Here is a 21753-nt window from a genome sequence, read left to right on the forward strand (position 1 = left end):
GGTTTGCTTAAATTTAGCTGAGAAGGTTAAGGTTATTCCACACTAGTTACGCGGCTTACTCTTTCCCCTGTCGCCGATACAGAGCGGATAAACACTTCTCCTTTCACACTTGGACGAGCATTGTCTGCGTAAGTCAGCCAGTTTTGACCGTCTAACGAGTATTGCAGTTCAACGCCAGGGAACTGAACGTTCATAGCTAGCTTGCCGTTTTCTACTTTCGCACCAGGAATTGGAAGGCGGTAGTCGATACCAGATTTTTCTAGCTTAGCCAGTTCACGTTGGCCAAGTACGTTCGCAAAGCGGTTGTAGTCTTGGTTTAGCGATGCTTTATCAACTAGGTTAGAGTTTTGCGAGTACTCAACACCGACTTTGTAGTCATTCTCCCAATCTGCACGGTGCCATGCACGCTCTGCGGCTGCGAGTACGCGAGGAAATACCATGTACTCGTATTGCTCATCGTTACGTACTGTCTCAGACCAAAGCTGTGCTGATAGACCGTAGAAAGGTTTCGCTTCGATTTCACCTTTACCAGTAAAGCCGTTGCCATCGCGGTCTACAGAGGTTTCTGCGTTCTGAGGCATGTTCTCTGGTGCAAAGCCAAACATCTTACGCGTATCGGTTGCACGTGTTGCCCAGTAGTAACCACGCTCTTTCGGATCAACTTCGTATGGCATGTCCATGTACACATAGTCAGGGTTAGAAACGATCACGTCGTAACCTTTCTCAGACCACTCGTACACTGATGATGTACCACCCCAGTAAAGAACGTCCCAGAAGTTAACACGCGTATTTTCTGTTGCGAATGCTTTCTCACCTTCGCTGTATTTCAAACCATCTTGCCATGCTTGGAAGCTTGGAATGCCTTTCTCAGCAACTAATTTTGATACTTCTTGTGCAAAATGACTCGGTAGGTGAGCAAAATCGCTCACTGTGCCTTCTGCGATTAACGCCTGACACTGTGGAGATTGCGCGAATGGCTTGTCTTGTTTCGACAGGTCAATCGTGCCTTTCCAGCTTACTTTGTCTTCTGCGTTAACGTCTTGGAAACCAGCACCTAGCTTGATGTTCTTCGCCTCGTCACCACCAAAGTGCCATGTCGTTAGCGGTGCCCCAGCTTCAGCGTGCATTGCTGCCACTTCTGAAATTACTTTATCTACGAAGCGAGTGGAAGATTCCATACACGGGTTGATAAAGCTTTGCTTATCGTAGAACTGAACCGTAGTGACATTAGAAGTATCTTGAGGATCCATCAGGCGGTATTCGTTCGCTTCAGCTTCCTTACCTTCTTCCATCAGGCGGTCGTAACGTGCTTCCATTGATACTACCGCTGCACGCGCGTGTGCTGGCATATCGATTTCGGGAATGACTTCAATGTTACGCGCTTTCGCGTATTTCAAGATTTCCACGTAGTCTGTTTTACTGAAGTAGCCAGAGCCAAAGTTGTCTGTCGTTGGACCGGACCCAAGCTGAGGCAGTACGCAGCTTTTCTCTTTTGTATCGAAACAACGATTAGCGCCAACCTCTGTCAACTCAGGTAGGCCTGGGATTTCTAAACGCCAGCCTTCATCATCGGTTAGGTGAAGGTGAAGTTTGTTCATCTTGTACGCTGCCATTTGGTCTAGCGTTGCAAGAATGGCGTCTTTAGAGTGGAAGTTACGAGCTACATCCACCATCACACCACGGTAATCAAAGCGAGGTGCATCTTGAATAGACAGTTGTGGTAGAGAATCAGCATTTTGGCTATCTACCAGGCCAAAGATAGATTGCACTGCGTAGAAAGCACCTGCTTGGTCAAACGCTTTAATCGCAATACCATCGCCTTTGATGCTCATCTCGTAAGCACCAGATTTTGCTAATTCACCAGTGAAGTCTGCAGGAACAACAGTGATGCTTACAGGAAGATCACCACGAACGTCCACACCTACCACTTCTGCACGATCTTGAATTGCTGCGTATTGAGTCGCATCGAATGCGTCTTTAGGCAGCGCAATACCCGCCGCGATATCTACTGTACCTTTGCCTGCCTCAACAGACATTGGCGTTGGTAGTAACGTGGTTGATACGTCTTGTTTTGCTAGGTCTTCGTTCTTCTCGAAACGAGACACAGCGTTTGCAAATACGTTGTTGTCATCTGGCGTACGTTTTAGGTTGTTACCTTCAAGGCCAGTCACGAAAGATGCAACGTCTTCTGTGTTAAGAGAAGCGATCATCTTAGGTTCTGCGTTTGGTGCAGCCACGAAAGCGCCTGGCATAAAGTCGGTTTCAAATAACTGCCAGTATTCGCCAATTAGTGGAAGTACCACTTCTTCGCCCGCCGCAAAGCCATCAAACTTATCTGTTGGTTCCAGTTTGTGTAGGTCACCCGTTACACGAGAAATTTTGAACTGATCATTATCTACATCCAAAATCAGACGAATGCTGTGGAAGTAGATAGCCCAATCTTTAGAGTTAACCGCTTCACCTTGGTTAACTAGCGTCATGTTCACCTTGTTACAAGAAGCCCACTCAGCTCCTAAATCCTGACAAGCAAGACCTTCGTTTGCACCGTGGTTAGTCAACACTTGGTATTGAATATCAAGGTTATTAGCCAGTGAATTTACAGCTTGTTGCTCAGAGCTTTGCAGAGCAGAGCAACCTGCTAATGTGGTGATAACAGAAACAGCAATCAGACTAGGTTTAAACATCTTACTTCCCCAAAAAAGTCAGTGGTTCAAAACGACAATGATAAAAATCGCGGCTCCTCAAATGCGAGGGGCCTAACAGTTGCATTCAACATACAACCAGTTATTTCTAAGCGTAAAATAAATAGAAATAGGAAGTGATCTAGTTCAAAAAATGATACTCAGCAAAAACCATAAAAACTTAACTTTCATGAAGTTACAAGCCACGTCAAAATCGAACAACTTGTTTTGACGAGTTTGCTGCGATCTAGGTCACTAATATTCATGAGTTACGACTGATTTTGTAAGATTTGGATCACGCCTAATTATTTTGTGAACCATTAGTAAGCGAATGACCTATTTATCTTTCGTGAAGTGACTCTCATTTATTCATCGTCAAAACTCGTCAATATTTTTAGAAATGACGATTTTGTCGAATATCCCCACTAGAGAAATTGCACTTAACCTCAAGCATTTTTGCGTATAAAGTTTAAAGGTATCATACCTGAGGACCATTCTATGTTTCGTCTCTTGACACTCATATCATCCCTACTTGTTGCCTTTGCTCCCTTTTCTTCTTATGCAGAGCCGCAACATTGGTTAGCAAAAAAAGGGGAAACCGAGCTGATGATCATTGGCTCTGTCCATGTGGGCGATAAAACGATGTACCCACTCCCTAAAACTATTACTCAGCACTTAAGCCAAAGCGCTGGGTTGATTATCGAAGCAGATGTCAGAAACTCTGAAGGCTTGGTTTACCCACAAACAACCATCCTTTCTAAAGATGTTTTAGATAAGGCTCAACGTCGCCACTTAGTCGAGATAGCACAAGATTTAGGGTTGCCTGAAACTCAACTTTTAAATTCTCCACCATGGACGGCTGCATTAACCATCCAACTCGCTTTAGTCAACAAACTGGGGTATGTCTCTGATAAAGGGGTCGACATGCACTTAATAGGACTCGCTGATAAAAAACAAATCCCGGTCATTCCACTGGAGTCCGTGCAATTCCAAATTGATTTAATAGTAGGTCAATCAGAAGGCGGTAAAGAGATGCTCCTCTCGTCAATTGAAGAATATGACGGTGGGGAAGAATTGGTTCAGTGTTTGATAGAAAGCTGGAAGAGCGGTGATGGTAGCATGTTGGTTGAGGCATCATTAACCGATCAAGCAACAGAAGATTTTAATCAGGCTTTCTTATATGAGCGCAATCGAGATTGGGCAAAAAAGCTTGATACTGGCAGTGTCCTACCTCAACGTTCGGGTCGCTATACCGTTGTTGTCGGCAGTTTGCATTTAGTTGGTAAAGATAATCTGATTGAGCTGCTTAAAAAAAGGGGCTTTGACATAAAACCACTCGGTAAAACCCGCCAAGCTAGGTGCCATATTTAGAAATTTATTTGAAGGCAGCCAGCCTCATCAATGATGAATAGCAAGGCATCACGCTAACACGATCACTGACAATGGTTTACTCCTCTGCTAAAGCGACTCTAACCTATGTGGATACATAATAACTCATATGAAATTTAAAGCTTTATTCCTATGCGTGAGCAGTATGATGCTCACTTCATCGCTTGCTTATGCTAAACCGTCATGTAACGTAGAAAATTTTCAAGCTATTGATATAACCCCGGAAGCAAAAGGCGGGGTACTAGATAAAGAGAGTGGCCAGTTTCTTATTACCGAAAAACCAATGATGCGTTGTGCGAACATCACTTTTTCCACTAACCATACCCGAAATCGCGTCGCACATATGATGAATCAAGGCTTTGAAGCTGTTTACTTTGATGGAAGCTCGAGCAAATCTCACTCTGTCACGTTTGATGAAGACGAACTAAAAGCAGGTTACATCAAAGTTGGTCCAAACCATCCAAAGACCGCTTATGTTTGCTTCACAACTTCTGAAACCCCTATCAGCACTATCTCGTGTGACATCAAGTAATAAATTTACTCGCTCTAAAAAATGAAAAGGCCCTACATCTCTGTAGAGCCCTCCTCTCAATACGTGTCGGTGAAGTGCCATATTCTAACGTCAGGTGAACCCATTTGGCTCGATACTATTGAAGTCTAAAATTACTAGCGCTAAAAACGACGAAAGCCTGCTCATTGAGCAGGCTTTCTAAAAGTGGTCGGTGAAGTAGGGATTCAATTGGACTGGCATTCCAGACCCCGACCCTCTGGCTCCAAATAAATATCACCAAATACGAAAAAGGCTCTACATTTCTGTAGAGCCTTTTTCTCAATATGGTCGGTGAAGAGGGATTCGAACCCCCGACCCTCTGGTCCCAAACCAGATGCGCTACCAAACTGCGCTATTCACCGAGATGTTTAACTGAGGACTTGTCCCCGTCAACGAATGCGTATATTACGGATTCTGAACTGTGACGCAAGTGCTTTTTACAAAAAAACCTTAGGTCTTAATTCGTTTGATGAATAACTGAACACTAGCACGTAAAATGTGACTGATAACTCACAACAAAATACAGTTTATTAACCTTAGCAACATAATTGATCCAGATCAGTGTGCAACAAGGCACTGCCATTTAGTTTTATGCCTGTCGGGAACATCTTGGAGGAAACGTATGGACTTTTGGCTTGATCTCCTATTTGGTAATGCAGTGGGTCTATCGTCAATGATAGTAATCTTTGGGGCAATTGGTCTGATGTTATTTTACGGCGGTTTCTTCATATACAAGATCATGAACGACAAATCTCCTCACTAGATCTCGCTTAGCTCTAGAAACGCTTTGCACCGGAGTCGGTTACTTGCCTACTCCGGTTTTTTATTTGATCTCAATGCACCACTCATTGATATAATCCTATTATTCCTCCCTGTTCTTAATGAGATTACTACTATGTCTCACGATGACGATTTTGATCTGTTCCAACAGATGATGGGCGATGTAAAGCCGATCACTCAAGACACCGCCGAACACAAAAAAGTACACCAAGTAACCGAAGCGCAGCTCGCCAAGAGAGAAGCGGCAATCTGGCTAACAGAAGATGACCCAGAATACCTGTCACTTGATCACGCAGAAATGCTGAAACCAGAGGACTTTGTTGAGTTTAAACGTGATGGCGTACAAGACGGGGTTTACCGCAAGCTTCGTCTTGGCAAATATCCAATCCAAGCACGCCTAGATCTGCATCGTAAAACATTGAAAGAAGCTCGTGATGAAGTCGTAAAGTTTTTAAAACAGTGCCTATCAATGGACATACGAACGGTCGTTATTGTCCACGGCCGAGGAGAACGCTCAAATCCACCAGCACTAATGAAAAGCTTTGTTAGCAGCTGGCTACAACAAATCAGGGAAGTACAGTGCGTGCATAGTGCGCAACGCTTTCACGGTGGAACCGGAGCCGTTTACGTTCTACTGAGAAAAAGTGCGGAAAAGAAATTAGAAACTCGCGAACGTCACCAAAAACGGTTGGGCTAAATTTCACCCTAATGCTAGAATGCCCGCCCTTATTCTTCCTTCCCTTTCACGGGAAGGAAACTTCATTCGCCGTTGTGAAACGTTAGGAGACAAAAATGTCACAAGACAACGCTAAACGATTAAATAAATTCATCAGTGAAACGGGGTTTTGTTCACGCCGTGAGGCAGACAGACTGATTGAACAAGGTCGTGTCACCATTAATGGAAACAAGCCTGAAATGGGAACAAAAGTGCTACCTGGTGATGATGTTTGTGTGGATGGTAAGCCAGTTGCAGCAAAAGAGAAGCCGATTTATATCGCTCTCAATAAACCAACAGGCATCACCTGTACAACAGAACGAGATGTACCTGGAAACATCGTTGATTTTATCGGTCACAAAAAACGTATCTTTCCGATCGGCCGCTTGGATAAACCCTCTGATGGTCTGATTTTTTTGACCAACGATGGTGATATCGTCAACAAAATCCTCCGTGCTGGCAACAGCCACGAAAAAGAGTACGTTGTGCGCGTGGACAAACCGATTACAGGTGAGTTTCTCAAACAGATGTCGAGCGGCGTTAAGATTCTCGATACCGTCACTCTACCTTGTAAGGTAACGAAAGAGACTAAGTTCTCTTTCCGTATTGTGCTCACTCAAGGACTTAACCGCCAAATCCGTCGTATGTGTGAAGCACTAGGTTACGAAGTCTTTAAGCTTCGTCGTGTTCGAATCATGAATATCTCTCTTGACGGTATTCCGAACGGAAAATGGCGTTACTTAACTGACGATGAAGTCGCTGAGATTCTTGCTATGTGCGATGGTTCGGTGGGTACAGAAGAGGCATCAAAAACAGACTCTAGAGGTCGTAATATTCGTAAAGCGACTGATGCGAAGCTGTTTGATAGCCGTGAAGAAAATCAAGACTCTACTGCTCGTCGTAACCAGAAGACAAGAACTTTCCGTGGTAACAATGCTGATGAATTCCGTCATGCACCAAACTCGAAAAAAGGTCAACAAAAGCGTCGTCAGCGTGATGATGAAAGCGGACGTCCAGCTAAAGAACATTACAAAGTGAAACCACAAGGTGAACGTAGCAGACCGCAAGGCGAGCATGGAAAATCGCACCGTAAACCAGATGCATCGAGCAATAAGCACTCAGCAAACAAGCCTCAATCACCGAGTAAGCCTAAGCAGCATTACATGAACCCAAATGCCGCGAAGCCAAGCAAACCAGCTAAACGCACCGGTGGTACATTGAGTCTGAAGAAGTAACGCTTCACTAACAGGCAAGATCAAAAAAGGACGCTCATGAGCGTCCTTTTTATTTGTCATGAGTTTACAAACAAAGAGGTGCAAACTGACCGCGAGTTAAGCTCAGCAAATCTCTCGGGGCTAACTCGATTTCTAAACCACGTTTACCAGCACTCACACAGATTGTGTGTTGCTCTGCTGCGCTTTCGTGCAAAAAAGTAGGTAAAGCTTTCTTCTGCCCCAGTGGGCTAATCCCACCAACAACATAACCTGTGGTCTTTTGCGCGATTTCCGGATCAGCCATATCGGCCTTTTTGCCCTTCGCAGCTTTCGCTGCCAGTTTTAGGTTCAACTTTTGATCAACAGGGATAATCGCAACCGCAAGGTTCTTTGGCTCGCCGTTCAAGCAGAACAGCAAGGTTTTAAATACTGTTTTCGGATCCTGCCCCAGTACTTCAGCAGCCTCCAAGCCATAACTATCGGCTCTAGGGTCGTGCTCATACTGATGAATCGTGTGTGGAATTTTTTTCTTTTTCGCAAGATTAATGGCCGGAGTCATCAAGATTCTCCTCATAAAAACAAAAAGCGCAGATTGAATCGGATCTGCGCTTTTAGTTAATGATATCAGCGAGTTTGAGTCAATCGCTTTTTCTCTGTTGGGTTACTGCTCAATCGCCGTATCAACTAAATACGTGATTTCACCTGAAGGGGCATACTCATTAACATCAACAGGGCTGTGTGTTTCTAAATAATCCTTCAAAACCTCAGCATCGGTAAAACCTGTATTTACATACCCTGGATGATCGTCGATTTCAGGGTAACCATCACCACCAGCGGCATTATAGCTCGGTACGGTAAAGCGGTAATTACCATCTAAGCGAAGTTGCTTATTACCAATGAACACATTGGTTACCTCACCATTATTGATACTCATCGCAATACCCGCAAACTGCGCGTAAGCTCCAGAGTCGACAGGCTTAGTTGCAACGACATTTAGGTAATCCAATACTTCTTTGCCCGTCATATCAACGTAAGAGACCATATTGCCAAATGGCTGAACAGTCAGCACATCTTTATAGGTAATGTCACCTGCTGCAATCGAATCGCGAACGCCGCCAGAATTCATTACGGCGAAATCTGCTTTTGCACGTTCCATGTGAGCCGTTGCAATCAATCGACCTAAGTTCGTTTGCTGGTAACGCACCACACTGCGGTCACCCTCAAGCTTACCGTTAGATTCTGCAATCTTCACGTTTAGCTTGCCCTGACCTTTTTCTTGATAAGGACGAAGAAACTCAAGCATCGTTTCGTCTTGTTCAATCTCTTCTTGGATCAAAACTCGTTGCGACTGGCCATCAACTTTAATTTTCTTTTTCAAGTTTACTGGGATCAGATCGTAGCTCACCATCGAGAGTTCACCATTACGAAACTCGTAATCGGCGCGTCCCACATATTTCCCCCACTCATGTGCCTGAACAATATAAGCACCATTTTGTTGATCAGGCTGACATTCATCACCCGGTTTAAAACTCTTTTTGATGACGTTTGGACCTTCCATACAAACCGGCTCTTGTGAGTGACCGCCGACAATCATATCCAGATCACCTTCATTCAAATAACGAGCTAACGCTACATCACCAGGTGCATTGATACCTCTATTGCCATTCTCATAGTGTCCCATATGTGTGACAGCAAAAATAAGGTCTGGGTACTCCGTTTCTTTCAGCTCAGCAATTAGGTTCTTGGCTTCTTCTTTTGGGTCACGGAAGTCAATTTGTTCAATGAATTCAGGGTTGCCAAGTTTCGCTGTATCTTCGGTTGTAAGACCAATTACTGCAATCTTAATACCCTGTTTGTTAAACATCGCGTACGGTTGGAATAGGCGCTTGCCAGTGTTTTTATCGTAAATATTGGCAGACAACATCGGAAAACTTGCCCACTCTTGCTGCTTGAAAAGCACATCCAATGGATTATCAAACTCATGATTACCTAGCGCCATCGCATCGTAACCAATTTTGCTCATGCCTTTAAAATCTGGCTCGGCATCTTGTAAATCAGACTCAGGTACTCCAGTGTTGATGTCACCACCAGAAAGCAGTAACACACTGCCCCCCTCTGCTTGTATTTCTTCACGCAAATCATCTATTAACGTTTTACGTGCCGCCATACCGTACTCGCCGTATCGATTTTGCCAAAAACGACCGTGATGATCGTTAGTGTGTAGCACGGTCAATTTATAGGTTGTATCGGCATTCCATTCTGGTGCAGGTTGCGTAGCACACCCAGCTAACGAGGCCAAAATAGCGACACTCAACGCAGTTTTAATAATCAGACGCTGCTTCATTTATTTACCTTTTTTCTTATTGGGAGTCACTGATGCACATTCCCAGCGGCCTAGAGCCTTTACAGCAAGAAGCTGAGAATGATGCGCCATCTGATAAAAAAATAGCCAACACGAGGTTGGCTATTGCATTTGATCACCAGTCATCTGGCGTTTACTTGATATCGATATCTGCAAAGCTCTTGATCAGATCATCAAGAGATTTCATTTGCGCTAGGAACGGTTCTAACTTGTCTAGCGGCAGTGCAGATGGGCCATCACAGCGTGCTTGATCTGGGTTTGGATGCGCCTCGATAAATAGACCTGCAATGCCTGTTGCTAGACCCGCTTTCGCAAGTTCAACTGTCTGCTCACGACGACCGCCAGACGCCGCACCTGACGGATCACGCATCTGTAGTGAGTGCGTCACGTCAAAGATGATTGGGCTGCCTTTCGACGCATTTTTCATCACACCAAAGCCAAGCATGTCTACGACTAGGTTATCGTAACCGTGGCAAGAGCCGCGCTCACATAGGATGATCTTGTCGTTACCGCATTCCGCGAACTTCTCAACGATGTTACCCACTTGACCTGGGCTCATAAATTGAGGTTTCTTCACGTTGATAACCGCACCTGTTTTGGCCATAGCTTCAACAAGGTCAGTTTGACGAGCTAGGAATGCAGGAAGCTGAATAACGTCTACCACGTCAGCGACAGGTTGAGCTTGCGCTTCAGTGTGAACGTCAGTGATGATCTTCACACCAAATGTGTCTTTTAGCTCTTGGAAGATTTTCATACCTTCTTCAAGGCCTGGGCCACGGTATGAATGAACAGAACTGCGGTTTGCTTTGTCAAACGACGCCTTAAATACGTAAGGAATGCCAAGTTTTTCCGTTACTTTTACGTAGTGCTCACAGATCTGCATCGCAAGATCACGAGACTCAAGAACGTTCATGCCTGCAAATAGGGTGAATGGCTTGTCGTTAGCAACCTGAATGTCGCCGATATTAACGATTTTCTGTTCCATTTTGATTCTCTTTTTCTGTCCACGATACGCCACAGTTCGGCACATCGATAAAATTAGTGAAGTGTGACGTGCGTTTCACTCATCACATTAACTTGTGATTTTAGTAGCTCAGAAGCCGGATCGTCAGGGCATTGGTCAATAAAGTACTGAAAATCTGACACCGCCACTTGAGGGCACTCTAGCTGTTGGAAGATAAAACCACGATCACGAATCTCGTATGGGTCATCTGGCACAAAGGTTAACGCAAGGTTCGTACAACGCAACGCCAGCGTGTAGTGCTCTTCACGTAACATCGCGCTTTTGATCAACGCTAACCAGCGACCAATAATGGTTGGATTGTCAGCTTCTTCAAAGTGTTCTGGCTTTAACTGAGCCAACGGTCCTTCTTGCCCAATAAGCCAAGCTTGGAGAATTCTTTCCCCCACATACTCACCATTAAATGGGTTAATGTAGTCTGGCTTTTTATGCATCCAATCGACTTTTAGTAGGAACTGAGTAGGAAAAGTGACTCCCTTCAACGGGAAACCCAGCTTTTTGCCTAGGTATAACAAAATCGAACCTAAGCTCACGGGAATACCTTTTCGGCGCTCCAACACTTTATCGATAAAGCTGTTGTCCGAAATAAAGTATTCCTGCTCGTCGCCTTTGAATCCCCACTCATGGAAAAACAGTCGTAGGAATGCATCAAATCGTTGCTCTTCATCGGTTTCATGAACAAGCGTGGCTTCTGCATCTTTGTAAAGACGCTCTAACTCTTGTTTCGCCCAATGTACTTTGGTTTCTGGGTTAATCGCTTTGTTTAGCTCAAGCGCACCTTCCACCAACGGTATATTGTCAAAATCTTCGTCAAAAAACTCTAACATGACGTCTTATCCAAATAACGTAGGGCTCTTAGACACAGCAATGTTTGCAGCCATGACTAACCAACCTAATGCGCCGAAAAAGCCAAATATCTTCAGTAGGTTGTTTTTCGCAAGCTTCAACGAGAAGAAACCGAGTGCAATGTACGCCAGTACGCAGGTGATTTTGTTTGTTAACCACGGTGCGGCATCAGTAAACGGGATGAAACCAGTAATGAAAATAAGCGCGATACCTGACACTAGCAATGCAGTATCAACGATGTGGGGAAACACTTTCAAAAAGCGATTATTTCGCTTCGGTGAGTTCATCATCATTAACACGAATCGGATCGATAATAGTGTCGCGCTGAGCGCAATCGTCACTAAGTGTATGTGTTTTAGAGCTACGTACATTTTTCTTCTCTTTTTAGTTAGTGTTTGCTGACTTCCATGATTAACTGGCCAGGCAACCAAGTGTTACTCGGTCGTTACCGCCATAATCTTTTTCCGTGGCAACTTGTTGGTAACCAAAACCACGCATTATCTCACGTACGGCATCACCCTGATCATAACCATGTTCGAATGCCAGCCAACCGCCTACTTCAAGATACTGACGAGCAAGATCCGAGATATGACGAATATCAGCTAAGCCATTCTCTTTAGCAACTAATGCAGATTTTGGCTCAAAGCGCACATCACCTTGGGATAAATGTGGATCTTTTTCATCAATATACGGCGGATTGGAGACAATTAAAGCAAACTTCGTACCCTCTGCAATAGGCTCGAACCAACTGCCTTGAGCAAAGGTCACATTTTTGATGTTTAGCTGCTCAGCATTGTACTCTGCAAGTGCTTTCGCTTCTTGCTTGAGATCTACGCCCATCACTTGACGTTTTGGCATTTCAGATGCGAGTGCGATAGCAATTGCCCCCGTCCCCGTTCCAAGATCTAAAATAGGTCCTGTTTGCTCATAGGTCTTATCGAGTGCAATTTCGACCAAACGTTCTGTATCCGGTCTTGGGATCAAGGTAGAGGGAGAAACTTTGAACGGTAGAGACCAAAACTCTCGCTCACCAATAATATAAGCGACGGGTTCGCCAGCTAAACGTCGTTCAAGTAGAGCGTCAAACTGAGATTTTTGCTCCACTTCTAATGCTTTTTCTGGCCAGGTCAGTAGATAAGTTCGTGGTTTGCCAAGGACATGGCAGAGGAGTACAGCTGCATCGAGAGAAGGCGACTCTTTGCCGCCTTCTGCCAGTTTCGCCGTCGCACTTTTCAGTGCTTGCTCAATCGATTGAACTTGGCTCATCGATTAGCCGTTCTCTGCGAGCGCCGCAAGTTGGTCTGCTTGGTGCTCTTGAATCACAGGATCAATCAAGCTCTGCAGGTCACCTTCCATCACTTCGTTCAAACGGTAGATGGTCAGGTTGATGCGGTGATCAGACACACGACCTTGTGGGTAGTTGTATGTACGAATACGGTCACTACGGTCACCAGAACCTAGAAGGTTACGACGTGTATCAGACACTTCTGCGGCACGACGCTCTTCTTCCGCTTGAACGATACGAGCAGCAAGAACCGCCATCGCTTTCGCTTTGTTCTTGTGCTGTGAACGCTCGTCCTGACACTCTACCACCGTACCCGTTGGTAAGTGGGTAATACGGATTGCAGAATCCGTGGTGTTAACGTGCTGACCACCCGCGCCAGATGCACGGAACGTATCGATTTTCAGGTCTGCTGCTTTGATTTCTGGCAGATCCGCCTCTGGGATTTCCGCCATCACCGCTACGGTACATGCAGAAGTATGCACACGGCCTTGGGATTCAGTTGCAGGAACACGCTGTACACGGTGACCGCCAGACTCAAACTTCAGTACGCCGTACGCACCGTCGCCGCTCACTTTTGCGATCATCTCTTTGTAACCACCGTGTTCAGCTTCGTTTGAAGACATCACTTCGATGCGCCAGCCACGCTTTTCTGCGTACTTGCTGTACATACGGAATAAGTCACCCGCGAAAATACCCGCTTCGTCGCCACCCGCACCTGCGCGAATTTCTAGAAAACAGTTACGATCATCGTTCGGATCTTTTGGCAGAAGAAGAATCTGTAGCTCATCAGTAAGACGCTCAATCGTCGCTTTCGCTTCTTTGATTTCTTCTTGCGCCATTTCACGCATTTCTTCGTCGTCTTCGTTTGCCATCTCTTCAGCGGCGACAAGATCTTCTTGCGCTTGTTGATAAGCTTGGAAGCACTTGGTTACTTCTTCTAGCTGAGAGTACTCTCTTGATAGAGCACGGAATTTGTCCTGATCTCCAATAACATCAGGATCACCAAGAAGATGTTGAACTTCTTCGTAACGTTCTACTAGCGTTTCTAGCTTAGTCAGAATAGAGGCTTTCATAGTGTCGTTTTCTTAATAAAAAGCGTGAGTTATAGATCATCCAAGCCAAGTGTTTGGCGGATAATCGTTAATTTTGCTGGTTCGCCTTGCTCTGCTGCACTTTGCAATGCGCGAGTTGGAGCGTGAATCAGTTTGTTGGTGAGTTTATTACTCAGCTCGCGCAGCACTTTCTCCGGATCTGCGCCTGCCGCTAAAGATTGCAAACTTTTGCTCAGTAACTCTTCACGAATTTCGTTGGCTGATTTGCGATAGTCGCGAATACTATCGACGGCTTGCAGTGAACGCAACCATGTCATAAACGCAGCGCTTTCTTCACTAACAATCGCTTCGGCTTGAATCGCTTCGACTTTACGCTGCTCAATGTTGCTGTCGATGATAGATTGCAAGTCATCAACCGAATACAAATATGCGTCGTTCAGTTCACCGACTTCCGACTCTACATCTCGCGGCACCGCAATATCGACTAACAAAATAGGTTGATGTCGGCGCTGCTTCAGAGCAGTTTCGACCATACCTTTGCCAATAATAGGCAATGGGCTCGCCGTTGAGCTAATCACGATATCCGCTTTCGCCAAATGTTCAGGAATTTCGTTTAAACTGATGACTTCTGCGCCAAATTGATCCGCTAAGCCTTGCGCGCGCTCTTTGGTACGGTTTGCGACAATCATTTTTGTGCAGCCGTTGGATGCTAAATGCTTCGCGACCAGTTCAATCGTCTCACCCGCACCAACCAAAAGCACGGTTGAATCAGATAACGACTCAAAAATATGTTTCGCCAATGTACATGCGGCATAAGCCACGGACACAGCATTACCGCCGATATCTGTTTCTGTTCTCACACGCTTTGCGACTGAGAACGTCTTTTGAAACAGTTTATCAATTGAAGCATCGACGGCTTGATGATCTCGCGAGTCAGAAAATGCTTGCTTTACCTGCCCCAAAATTTGAGGCTCACCCAACACCAGAGAATCTAGCCCACATGATACGCGCATCAAATGCTTAATTGCGGCTTGTTCTTCATGCACATACAAACTCGGCATTAAATCTTCGCGGCTCACTTGATGAAACTGAGCAAGCCAATCGATTAACTTATTTCGCGCTCCTTGCTTAACATCGCAGTACAACTCAGTTCGGTTACAGGTTGAAACAATCACACTGCCGTTAACCGCTTCGTGCTCTCTAAGTTGCTCGAGTGCAGGGCCGAGTTTATCCGGACCAAACGCCACCTTCTCTCGCAAGTCGACAGACGCTGTATTGTGATTGATTCCAATAGCAAGCAAGGACATCTAACGTGGTATCTCTGGGATAGGTTATAAAATAGGTCCAGAATTTTACTGTAAGCACGCATTTATTGAAAGGGTAAGCCGGATTTGTTTTCCTAACTGCGACTTTTCAATGCTATAGTTGTGAGCGATTCCCGACGAAACTGATTAATAAGCCATCAAACATGACGTTACGCTCCTTTATTCTTTTTTTCTTGTCGAGCTTACTGCTCGCTGGTTGTTCCTCCGTTCCTGAAAGTGTTACCAGCGTTGAATGGCAAGCTCATGAGCAACGACTCGAGGCCATCCAAGATTTTCAAGCAACGGGAAAACTTGGTTATATTGGCCCAGACCAAAGACAAAATTTAAATTTCTACTGGAAACATTCTTCAGCACTCAGTCAACTACGTTTAACAACGATTCTTGGTCAAACGGCATTAAAGCTCACCATCACACCACAAGGTGCCACAGTAGAAACTTACGACGACCAGGTCCTTTCCTCTCGCAGTGCAAACCAGCTAATTTACCGTCTTACGGGGTTAATGATGCCCGTTGAACACATGCCTGACTGGCTATTAGGCCTACCGACCGATGCCGACAAATTCCAATTGTCCCCAACCAATACACTGCAAGCGTTAAACAAACAAATTGGTTTAAATGATTGGCGTATTGCTTATCAACGGTATGGCGACGTTCAATGGCATGAGCAGTCTCTACCACTGCCAAATAAACTGAAACTCACCACTGCTGACGTAAAAATAAATCTAGTGATCACAAAATGGAACATCACCCAATGATCGAACTTTCAACCCGCTGGCCATCACCAGCGAAATTGAATCTCTTTCTATACATCAACGGTCGCACAGAAAATGGCTACCACGAGTTACAAACCTTATTCCAATTCGTCGATCACGGCGATGAACTGACCATAAAAGCCAACGAGTCTGGCGAGATCACCATTTCCCCTGAAATCGAAGGCGTTCCGCTAAAAGACAACCTAATATGGAAAGCAGCAACCGCGCTTCAAGCTTACTCAAACTGCCCTTTTGGCGCGCATATTGAGCTACAGAAAGTGCTGCCTATGGGTGGGGGCATTGGTGGGGGCTCATCGAATGCAGCTACAGCACTAGTGGCACTGAACTACTTGTGGCAACTGAATCTAACTGACGATGAACTGGCTGAAATTGGTTTAAAGTTGGGCGCAGACGTGCCCGTATTTGTGCGCGGATTTGCAGCTTTCGCTGAAGGTGTTGGCGAGAAACTCTCCCCCGCTTATCCAGAAGAAAAGTGGTATTTAGTCGTCAGACCGAATGTTTCTATCGCAACCGTCGACGTTTTTTGTCATCCAGATCTAACGCGAAACACCCCAAAACGAGATCTAGAAACACTTTTAAATACGCCAAGCGTAAACGATTGCGAAAAAATTGTACGAATGCTCTACCCAGAGGTTGATAAGCAACTTTCTTGGCTGCTACAATACGCGCCGTCAAGATTGACGGGGACAGGATCTTGCGTTTTTGCTGAATTTTCGAGCAAATCTGAAGCAGAAACTATCCTTGCACAACTCTCTGATAAAGTCTCGGCATTTGTCGCTCAAGGGCGCAATATTTCGCCATTAAAAGAGACTTTGGCTGAATACCAATCAGCCTCACACCGACCTATTTAAACTGGACGCAAACCCGAGGTTTCCACCGTGCCTGATATGAAGCTATTTGCTGGTAACGCAACACCTGAACTAGCCCAACGTATTGCTGATCGTCTTTACATCTCTCTTGGTGATGCATCTGTTTCTCGCTTTTCTGATGGCGAAGTTGCAGTTCAAATCAATGAGAATGTTCGTGGTAGCGATGTTTTCATCATTCAATCCACTTGTGCACCGACTAACGACAACCTAATGGAATTGGTTGTTATGATTGATGCAATGCGCCGTGCTTCAGCAGGCCGTATCACTGCAGTTATCCCTTACTTCGGCTACGCTCGCCAAGACCGTCGTGTACGTTCTGCGCGTGTGCCAATTACTGCAAAAGTTGTTGCTGATTTCCTATCTAACGTTGGTGTTGACCGCGTTCTAACTATCGACCTACACGCAGAGCAAATTCAAGGCTTCTTCGATGTACCTGTAGACAACATCTTCGGCACGCCAGTGCTACTTGAAGATATGCAGGCTCGCGGTCTAGATAACCCTGTTGTGGTATCTCCTGACCTAGGTGGCGTTGTTCGTGCTCGCGCAACAGCAAAAGCACTAGGCGACATCGACATCGCAATCGTAGATAAGCGTCGTCCACGTGCAAACGTTTCTGAAGTAATGAACCTAATCGGTGATGTTGAAGGTCGTGACTGTGTGATCGTTGATGACATGATCGACACAGGTGGCACACTATGTAAAGCAGCTGAAGCACTAAAAGAGCGCGGTGCTAAGCGTGTATTCGCTTACGCTACTCACGCTGTATTCTCAGGCAACGCTGCGGACAACATCAAGAACTCAGTTCTTGACCAAGTTATCGTAACTGACTCTATCTCTCTATCTAAAGAGATGGCTGCAACAGGCAAAGTGACAACACTAAGCCTATCTCGCATGTTGGCTGAAGCGATTCGTCGTATCAGCAACGAAGAGTCAATCTCTGCAATGTTCAACTAATCCGAACATTTCAGTTACACTGATTTCAAAAGCACCCCTCTTTGGGGTGTTTTTTTATTTGTACTGATAACCAGAAAATCCCTTGGTCGCCCACTGTGAGAATTCTGTGCTATCATACTGCGCTTTTTGAGATTCCAGAGAGATCCTAACCTTGAGTCAACAAATCAAACTTCTTGTTGGTCTTGCTAATCCAGGACCAGAATACGCCAGAACTCGTCACAATGCGGGCGCTTGGGTTGTAGAAGAATTAGCACGCGTTCACAACGTTACACTGAAGAACGAACCAAAGTTTTTTGGTCTAACAGGACGCATTATGGTCAATGGCCAGGATCTCCGTTTGCTTATCCCAACCACCTTCATGAATCTATCAGGTAAATCGATCGCAGCGCTTGCGAAATTTTATCAAATTAAACCTGAAGAGATCATGGTTGCTCATGACGAGCTAGACTTACCGCCAGGTGTCGCTAAGTTTAAAAAAGGTGGGGGTCACGGTGGACACAACGGTCTGCGTGACACCATTAGCAAACTGGGCAATAACAAAGATTTTTATCGTCTTCGCATTGGCATTGGTCATCCGGGACACAAAGATAAAGTGGCGGGTTTTGTATTAGGTAAAGCGCCAGCTAAAGAGCAAGAGCTTTTAGATGCAGCAGCTGATGAGGCTGTTCGTTGTCTAGATATCCTGATTAAGGATGGCCTATCTAAAGCACAAAATCGCCTCCACACGTTCAAAGCTGAATAAGGTTACTATCATGGGTTTTAAATGTGGCATCGTTGGTCTACCTAACGTAGGTAAATCAACTCTGTTCAACGCACTAACTAAAGCGGGTATCGAAGCAGCAAACTTCCCGTTCTGTACCATTGAACCAAACACTGGTGTGGTTCCTGTGCCAGATCTACGTCTAGACGCACTAGCTAAGATCGTTAACCCACAGAGAGTTCTTCCAACGACGATGGAGTTCGTGGACATCGCTGGTCTTGTTGCTGGTGCATCACGTGGTGAAGGTTTAGGTAACAAATTCCTAGCTAACATCCGTGAAACAGACGCGATTGGCCACGTTGTACGTTGTTTTGAAAACGAAAACATTGTTCATGTTTCAGGTAAAGTTTCACCTATCGAAGATATCGAAGTGATCAACCTTGAACTTGCAATGGCTGACCTTGATTCTTGTGAGCGAGCGATTCAACGTAACGCGAAGAAGGCAAAAGGCGGCGATAAAGACGCAAAATTTGAACTAACCGTACTAGAAAAACTATTACCAGTACTAACTGAAGGCGGCATGGCACGCACAGTTGAGCTATCTAAAGAAGAGTTAGCAGCAATCGGCTACCTAAACTTCCTTACACTGAAGCCAACTATGTACATTGCAAACGTAAACGAAGATGGTTTCGAAAATAACCCATATCTAGATGCGGTTCGCGAGTTCGCAGAAAAAGAAAACAACGTCGTTGTACCTGTATGTGCAGCTATCGAATCTGAACTATCTGAACTAGAAGATGAAGATCGCGAAGAATTCCTAGCAGATATGGGGATCGAAGAACCGGGACTGAACCGTGTAATTCGCTCTGGTTACGAGCTACTAACTCTACACACCTACTTCACGGCAGGTGTTAAAGAAGTACGTGCGTGGACAATCCCTGTTGGTGCAACTGCGCCTCAGGCGGCAGGTAAGATCCACACTGACTTCGAGAAAGGCTTTATTCGTGCAGAAGTAGTCGGTTACGACGATTTCATCCAATTCAATGGTGAAAATGGCGCAAAAGACGCAGGTAAATGGCGTCTAGAAGGTAAAGACTACATCGTAAAAGATGGTGATGTTGTACACTTCCGCTTCAATGTTTAATTAAATGAATGAGTTTTAAACACTTCATTTACACTAAAAGCCAGCTGCTAAGCTGGCCTTTTTAATACCTTAAGTAAATGAGCAAAAATAAATTACCTAACTGCAAGCTAATTTATTTCCAGTTTTAGATCATAAACACGCCTCTTTGTTTAAAAAGGAAGCGAACGAGGTTTTTTCCGAAATTTATTAAAAAAAACTGTTGACGGATCTCACTCAACTTCGCATAATGCGCGCCGTTCCCAACGACAAGGCAACAAAGCGTTGAGAGCAAAAAATATGGTTTTGGCTACGTAGCTCAGCTGGTTAGAGCACATCACTCATAATGATGGGGTCACAGGTTCGAATCCCGTCGTAGCCACCATTCCTAAGTGTTCTTTTTATCAGAGCAATTAGGAATAGATGCGGAAGTGGCGGAATTGGTAGACGCACCAGATTTAGGTTCTGGCGCCGCAAGGTGTGAGAGTTCAAGTCTCTCCTTCCGCACCATATTTTAAATAGTCATTGTGACTATTGCCTGCAGGTCTATCGCCAAGCGGTAAGGCAGCGGCTTTTGATGCCGCCATTCCCTGGTTCGAATCCAGGTAGACCTGCCATTATTCAAGTGAGATTCCTTTATAAAAGGGGTTGTCACTGAGAGCGTGAAGGTTTATATTGTCTCGCTCCAAAAGATGGCTACGTAGCTCAGCTGGTTAGAGCACATCACTCATAATGATGGGGTCACAGGTTCGAATCCCGTCGTAGCCACCATGAACAATGTTATTTAGGTTTTTACCAATTGCCTTGATAACTACAGAATAAGTTGCGGAAGTGGCGGAATTGGTAGACGCACCAGATTTAGGTTCTGGCGCCGCAAGGTGTGAGAGTTCAAGTCTCTCCTTCCGCACCATTCTTGAAGTCTCTTTTATTAGAGCAATGTAGGGCTATCGCCAAGCGGTAAGGCAGCGGCTTTTGATGCCGCCATTCCCTGGTTCGAATCCAGGTAGCCCTGCCACATACAATGATATTAAGATTTTACCAATTATCTTGATATCTATAGATTAAGTTGCGGAAGTGGCGGAATTGGTAGACGCACCAGATTTAGGTTCTGGCGCCGCAAGGTGTGAGAGTTCAAGTCTCTCCTTCCGCACCATTATTAAAGTCTCTTTTATTAGAGCAAAGTAGGGCTATCGCCAAGCGGTAAGGCAGCGGCTTTTGATGCCGCCATTCCCTGGTTCGAATCCAGGTAGCCCTGCCATATACAATGATATTGAGATTTTACCAATTATCTTGATATCTACAGAATAAGTTGCGGAAGTGGCGGAATTGGTAGACGCACCAGATTTAGGTTCTGGCGCCGCAAGGTGTGAGAGTTCAAGTCTCTCCTTCCGCACCATTATTTAAGTCTCTTTTATTAGAGCAAAATAGGGCTATCGCCAAGCGGTAAGGCAGCGGCTTTTGATGCCGCCATTCCCTGGTTCGAATCCAGGTAGCCCTGCCATATACAATGATATTGAGATTTTACCAATTATCTTGATATCTACAGATCAAGTTGCGGAAGTGGCGGAATTGGTAGACGCACCAGATTTAGGTTCTGGCGCCGCAAGGTGTGAGAGTTCAAGTCTCTCCTTCCGCACCATTCTTGATCAAAAGTTTAAAATGGCTACGTAGCTCAGCTGGTTAGAGCACATCACTCATAATGATGGGGTCACAGGTTCGAATCCCGTCGTAGCCACCATAAACAACGTTATTTAGGTTTTTACCAATTACCTTGATAACTACAGAATAAGTTGCGGAAGTGGCGGAATTGGTAGACGCACCAGATTTAGGTTCTGGCGCCGCAAGGTGTGAGAGTTCAAGTCTCTCCTTCCGCACCATTATTTAAGTCTCTTTTATTAGAGCAATGTAGGGCTATCGCCAAGCGGTAAGGCAGCGGCTTTTGATGCCGCCATTCCCTGGTTCGAATCCAGGTAGCCCTGCCATATACAACGATATTGAGATTTTACCAATTATCTTGATATCTACAGATCAAGTTGCGGAAGTGGCGGAATTGGTAGACGCACCAGATTTAGGTTCTGGCGCCGCAAGGTGTGAGAGTTCAAGTCTCTCCTTCCGCA

The 21753-nt window shown here is 45.2% G+C and carries 19 protein-coding genes and 16 tRNA genes; 25 read left to right on the forward strand and 10 right to left on the reverse strand.

Annotation, left to right across the window (positions count from 1 at the left end; all coding sequences use genetic code 11):
- Positions 1-32 precede the first annotated feature (32 nt).
- Positions 33-2684, reverse strand: coding sequence for a beta-N-acetylhexosaminidase (locus FKN08_RS18670; RefSeq protein ID WP_170892683.1), 2652 nt, complete (start codon positions 2682-2684; stop codon positions 33-35).
- A gap of 495 nt (positions 2685-3179) precedes the next feature.
- Here FKN08_RS18670 and FKN08_RS18675 point away from each other — a divergent pair, with 495 nt between their 5' ends.
- Together FKN08_RS18675 and FKN08_RS18680 are read left to right on the forward strand one after the other, a co-directional pair.
- On the forward strand, positions 3180-4052 hold the full coding sequence (locus FKN08_RS18675; RefSeq protein ID WP_170892684.1) for a TraB/GumN family protein: 873 nt from the start codon (positions 3180-3182) through the stop codon (positions 4050-4052).
- 127 nt (positions 4053-4179) lie between these two features.
- Positions 4180-4602: a hypothetical protein gene (locus FKN08_RS18680; RefSeq protein ID WP_048626110.1), complete on the forward strand. Its 423-nt coding sequence runs from the start codon at positions 4180-4182 to the stop codon at positions 4600-4602.
- Between the two features lie 303 nt (positions 4603-4905).
- Here the strand turns inward: FKN08_RS18680 and FKN08_RS18685 are convergent.
- Positions 4906-4982: transfer RNA gene (locus tag FKN08_RS18685), tRNA-Pro, on the reverse strand.
- A gap of 260 nt (positions 4983-5242) precedes the next feature.
- Between FKN08_RS18685 and FKN08_RS18690 the strand changes: the two genes are divergently transcribed.
- The 3 genes from FKN08_RS18690 to rluF all read left to right on the forward strand — a co-directional run bounded on the left by FKN08_RS18690 (position 5243) and on the right by rluF (position 7350).
- Positions 5243-5383, forward strand: a complete 141-nt coding sequence (locus FKN08_RS18690) for a DUF3149 domain-containing protein (RefSeq protein ID WP_005382236.1) — start codon at positions 5243-5245, stop codon at positions 5381-5383.
- A gap of 132 nt (positions 5384-5515) precedes the next feature.
- A complete protein-coding gene (smrA, locus tag FKN08_RS18695) occupies positions 5516-6097 on the forward strand; it encodes a DNA endonuclease SmrA (RefSeq protein ID WP_005393162.1) in 582 nt (193 codons plus the stop codon).
- 95 nt (positions 6098-6192) lie between these two features.
- A complete protein-coding gene (gene rluF / locus FKN08_RS18700) occupies positions 6193-7350 on the forward strand; it encodes a 23S rRNA pseudouridine(2604) synthase RluF (RefSeq protein WP_065646846.1) in 1158 nt (385 codons plus the stop codon).
- 64 nt (positions 7351-7414) lie between these two features.
- Here rluF and ybaK read toward each other — a convergent pair whose 3' ends face one another.
- The 8 genes from ybaK to hemA form a co-directional block, all read right to left on the reverse strand.
- Complete coding sequence (gene ybaK, locus FKN08_RS18705) at positions 7415-7888, reverse strand: Cys-tRNA(Pro) deacylase (RefSeq protein WP_053809772.1); 474 nt, start codon at positions 7886-7888, stop codon at positions 7415-7417.
- 102 nt (positions 7889-7990) lie between these two features.
- Positions 7991-9673, reverse strand: coding sequence for a bifunctional UDP-sugar hydrolase/5'-nucleotidase UshA (ushA, locus tag FKN08_RS18710; protein WP_065646847.1), 1683 nt, complete (start codon positions 9671-9673; stop codon positions 7991-7993).
- Positions 9674-9824: 151 nt separating this feature from the next.
- Positions 9825-10676 (reverse strand): 3-deoxy-8-phosphooctulonate synthase, encoded by an 852-nt coding sequence (gene kdsA, locus FKN08_RS18715; RefSeq protein WP_005384095.1) that lies wholly within the window; start codon positions 10674-10676, stop codon positions 9825-9827.
- A 53-nt stretch (positions 10677-10729) separates the two neighbouring features.
- Positions 10730-11539: a SirB1 family protein gene (locus FKN08_RS18720; protein ID WP_005384098.1), complete on the reverse strand. Its 810-nt coding sequence runs from the start codon at positions 11537-11539 to the stop codon at positions 10730-10732.
- Between the two features lie 6 nt (positions 11540-11545).
- The gene (locus tag FKN08_RS18725) at positions 11546-11929 is read right to left on the reverse strand and encodes a SirB2 family protein (RefSeq protein ID WP_005382225.1); all 384 of its coding nucleotides are present in this window, start codon (positions 11927-11929) and stop codon (positions 11546-11548) included.
- A 40-nt stretch (positions 11930-11969) separates the two neighbouring features.
- Complete coding sequence (gene prmC, locus FKN08_RS18730; RefSeq protein WP_047009558.1) at positions 11970-12824, reverse strand: peptide chain release factor N(5)-glutamine methyltransferase; 855 nt, start codon at positions 12822-12824, stop codon at positions 11970-11972.
- Between the two features lie 3 nt (positions 12825-12827).
- Positions 12828-13916 (reverse strand): peptide chain release factor 1, encoded by a 1089-nt coding sequence (gene prfA, locus FKN08_RS18735; protein WP_006743330.1) that lies wholly within the window; start codon positions 13914-13916, stop codon positions 12828-12830.
- A gap of 29 nt (positions 13917-13945) precedes the next feature.
- Positions 13946-15202 carry a glutamyl-tRNA reductase gene (gene hemA, locus FKN08_RS18740; protein ID WP_005384104.1) on the reverse strand — a complete coding sequence of 419 codons (1257 nt, stop codon included), beginning with the start codon at positions 15200-15202 and terminating at the stop codon, positions 13946-13948.
- Between the two features lie 161 nt (positions 15203-15363).
- On the opposite strand from hemA, the gene lolB reads away from it, so the two are divergent.
- The 20 genes from lolB (at position 15364) to FKN08_RS18840 (ending at position 21753) form a co-directional block, all read left to right on the forward strand.
- The gene (lolB, locus tag FKN08_RS18745) at positions 15364-15975 is read left to right on the forward strand and encodes a lipoprotein insertase outer membrane protein LolB (RefSeq protein ID WP_145532379.1); all 612 of its coding nucleotides are present in this window, start codon (positions 15364-15366) and stop codon (positions 15973-15975) included.
- On the forward strand, positions 15972-16844 hold the full coding sequence (gene ispE, locus FKN08_RS18750; RefSeq protein WP_005393173.1) for a 4-(cytidine 5'-diphospho)-2-C-methyl-D-erythritol kinase: 873 nt from the start codon (positions 15972-15974) through the stop codon (positions 16842-16844). Before lolB ends, ispE begins: the two co-directional genes overlap by 4 nt.
- A 27-nt stretch (positions 16845-16871) precedes the next feature.
- Positions 16872-17816 carry a ribose-phosphate pyrophosphokinase gene (locus FKN08_RS18755; protein WP_005393176.1) on the forward strand — a complete coding sequence of 315 codons (945 nt, stop codon included), beginning with the start codon at positions 16872-16874 and terminating at the stop codon, positions 17814-17816.
- 151 nt (positions 17817-17967) lie between these two features.
- Positions 17968-18558: an aminoacyl-tRNA hydrolase gene (gene pth / locus FKN08_RS18760; RefSeq protein ID WP_005384112.1), complete on the forward strand. Its 591-nt coding sequence runs from the start codon at positions 17968-17970 to the stop codon at positions 18556-18558.
- A 10-nt stretch (positions 18559-18568) separates the two neighbouring features.
- Positions 18569-19660 carry a redox-regulated ATPase YchF gene (ychF, locus tag FKN08_RS18765; RefSeq protein WP_005393178.1) on the forward strand — a complete coding sequence of 364 codons (1092 nt, stop codon included), beginning with the start codon at positions 18569-18571 and terminating at the stop codon, positions 19658-19660.
- Between the two features lie 284 nt (positions 19661-19944).
- A tRNA-Met gene (locus tag FKN08_RS18770) sits at positions 19945-20021 on the forward strand.
- Between the two features lie 40 nt (positions 20022-20061).
- Positions 20062-20146: transfer RNA gene (locus tag FKN08_RS18775), tRNA-Leu, on the forward strand.
- 32 nt (positions 20147-20178) lie between these two features.
- Positions 20179-20253 (forward strand) — tRNA-Gln (locus tag FKN08_RS18780).
- 77 nt (positions 20254-20330) lie between these two features.
- Positions 20331-20407 (forward strand) — tRNA-Met (locus FKN08_RS18785).
- A 54-nt stretch (positions 20408-20461) separates the two neighbouring features.
- Positions 20462-20546: transfer RNA gene (locus tag FKN08_RS18790), tRNA-Leu, on the forward strand.
- Between the two features lie 30 nt (positions 20547-20576).
- A tRNA-Gln gene (locus FKN08_RS18795) sits at positions 20577-20651 on the forward strand.
- A 53-nt stretch (positions 20652-20704) separates the two neighbouring features.
- A tRNA-Leu gene (locus FKN08_RS18800) sits at positions 20705-20789 on the forward strand.
- Between the two features lie 30 nt (positions 20790-20819).
- A tRNA-Gln gene (locus FKN08_RS18805) sits at positions 20820-20894 on the forward strand.
- 53 nt (positions 20895-20947) lie between these two features.
- A tRNA-Leu gene (locus FKN08_RS18810) sits at positions 20948-21032 on the forward strand.
- A 30-nt stretch (positions 21033-21062) separates the two neighbouring features.
- Positions 21063-21137, forward strand: a tRNA-Gln gene (locus tag FKN08_RS18815).
- A gap of 53 nt (positions 21138-21190) precedes the next feature.
- Positions 21191-21275: transfer RNA gene (locus FKN08_RS18820), tRNA-Leu, on the forward strand.
- 22 nt (positions 21276-21297) lie between these two features.
- Positions 21298-21374, forward strand: a tRNA-Met gene (locus tag FKN08_RS18825).
- A gap of 54 nt (positions 21375-21428) precedes the next feature.
- Positions 21429-21513 (forward strand) — tRNA-Leu (locus tag FKN08_RS18830).
- Positions 21514-21543: 30 nt separating this feature from the next.
- Positions 21544-21618: transfer RNA gene (locus FKN08_RS18835), tRNA-Gln, on the forward strand.
- Between the two features lie 53 nt (positions 21619-21671).
- Positions 21672-21753: transfer RNA gene (locus tag FKN08_RS18840), tRNA-Leu, on the forward strand.

The sequence above is a fragment of the Vibrio sp. 1-2 (7-a) genome, assembly GCF_013048515.1.
Lineage (GTDB): Bacteria > Pseudomonadota > Gammaproteobacteria > Enterobacterales > Vibrionaceae > Vibrio > Vibrio diabolicus.

Excerpts from the sequence above, each read along its gene's own strand:
- kdsA (WP_005384095.1), bottom strand. The coding sequence starts at position 10,676 with ATGGAACAGAAAATCGTTAATATCGGCGACATTCAGGTTGCTAACGAC.
- hemA (WP_005384104.1), bottom strand. The coding sequence starts at position 15,202 with ATGTCCTTGCTTGCTATTGGAATCAATCACAATACAGCGTCTGTCGAC.
- ushA (WP_065646847.1), bottom strand. The coding sequence starts at position 9,673 with ATGAAGCAGCGTCTGATTATTAAAACTGCGTTGAGTGTCGCTATTTTG.
- prmC (WP_047009558.1), bottom strand. The coding sequence starts at position 12,824 with ATGAGCCAAGTTCAATCGATTGAGCAAGCACTGAAAAGTGCGACGGCG.
- lolB (WP_145532379.1), top strand. The coding sequence starts at position 15,364 with ATGACGTTACGCTCCTTTATTCTTTTTTTCTTGTCGAGCTTACTGCTC.
- FKN08_RS18680 (WP_048626110.1), top strand. The coding sequence starts at position 4,180 with ATGAAATTTAAAGCTTTATTCCTATGCGTGAGCAGTATGATGCTCACT.
- rluF (WP_065646846.1), top strand. The coding sequence starts at position 6,193 with ATGTCACAAGACAACGCTAAACGATTAAATAAATTCATCAGTGAAACG.
- FKN08_RS18690 (WP_005382236.1), top strand. The coding sequence starts at position 5,243 with ATGGACTTTTGGCTTGATCTCCTATTTGGTAATGCAGTGGGTCTATCG.
- FKN08_RS18675 (WP_170892684.1), top strand. The coding sequence starts at position 3,180 with ATGTTTCGTCTCTTGACACTCATATCATCCCTACTTGTTGCCTTTGCT.
- prfA (WP_006743330.1), bottom strand. The coding sequence starts at position 13,916 with ATGAAAGCCTCTATTCTGACTAAGCTAGAAACGCTAGTAGAACGTTAC.
- ispE (WP_005393173.1), top strand. The coding sequence starts at position 15,972 with ATGATCGAACTTTCAACCCGCTGGCCATCACCAGCGAAATTGAATCTC.
- FKN08_RS18720 (WP_005384098.1), bottom strand. The coding sequence starts at position 11,539 with ATGTTAGAGTTTTTTGACGAAGATTTTGACAATATACCGTTGGTGGAA.
- FKN08_RS18670 (WP_170892683.1), bottom strand. The coding sequence starts at position 2,684 with ATGTTTAAACCTAGTCTGATTGCTGTTTCTGTTATCACCACATTAGCA.
- ybaK (WP_053809772.1), bottom strand. The coding sequence starts at position 7,888 with ATGACTCCGGCCATTAATCTTGCGAAAAAGAAAAAAATTCCACACACG.
- smrA (WP_005393162.1), top strand. The coding sequence starts at position 5,516 with ATGTCTCACGATGACGATTTTGATCTGTTCCAACAGATGATGGGCGAT.
- ychF (WP_005393178.1), top strand. The coding sequence starts at position 18,569 with ATGGGTTTTAAATGTGGCATCGTTGGTCTACCTAACGTAGGTAAATCA.
- FKN08_RS18725 (WP_005382225.1), bottom strand. The coding sequence starts at position 11,929 with ATGTACGTAGCTCTAAAACACATACACTTAGTGACGATTGCGCTCAGC.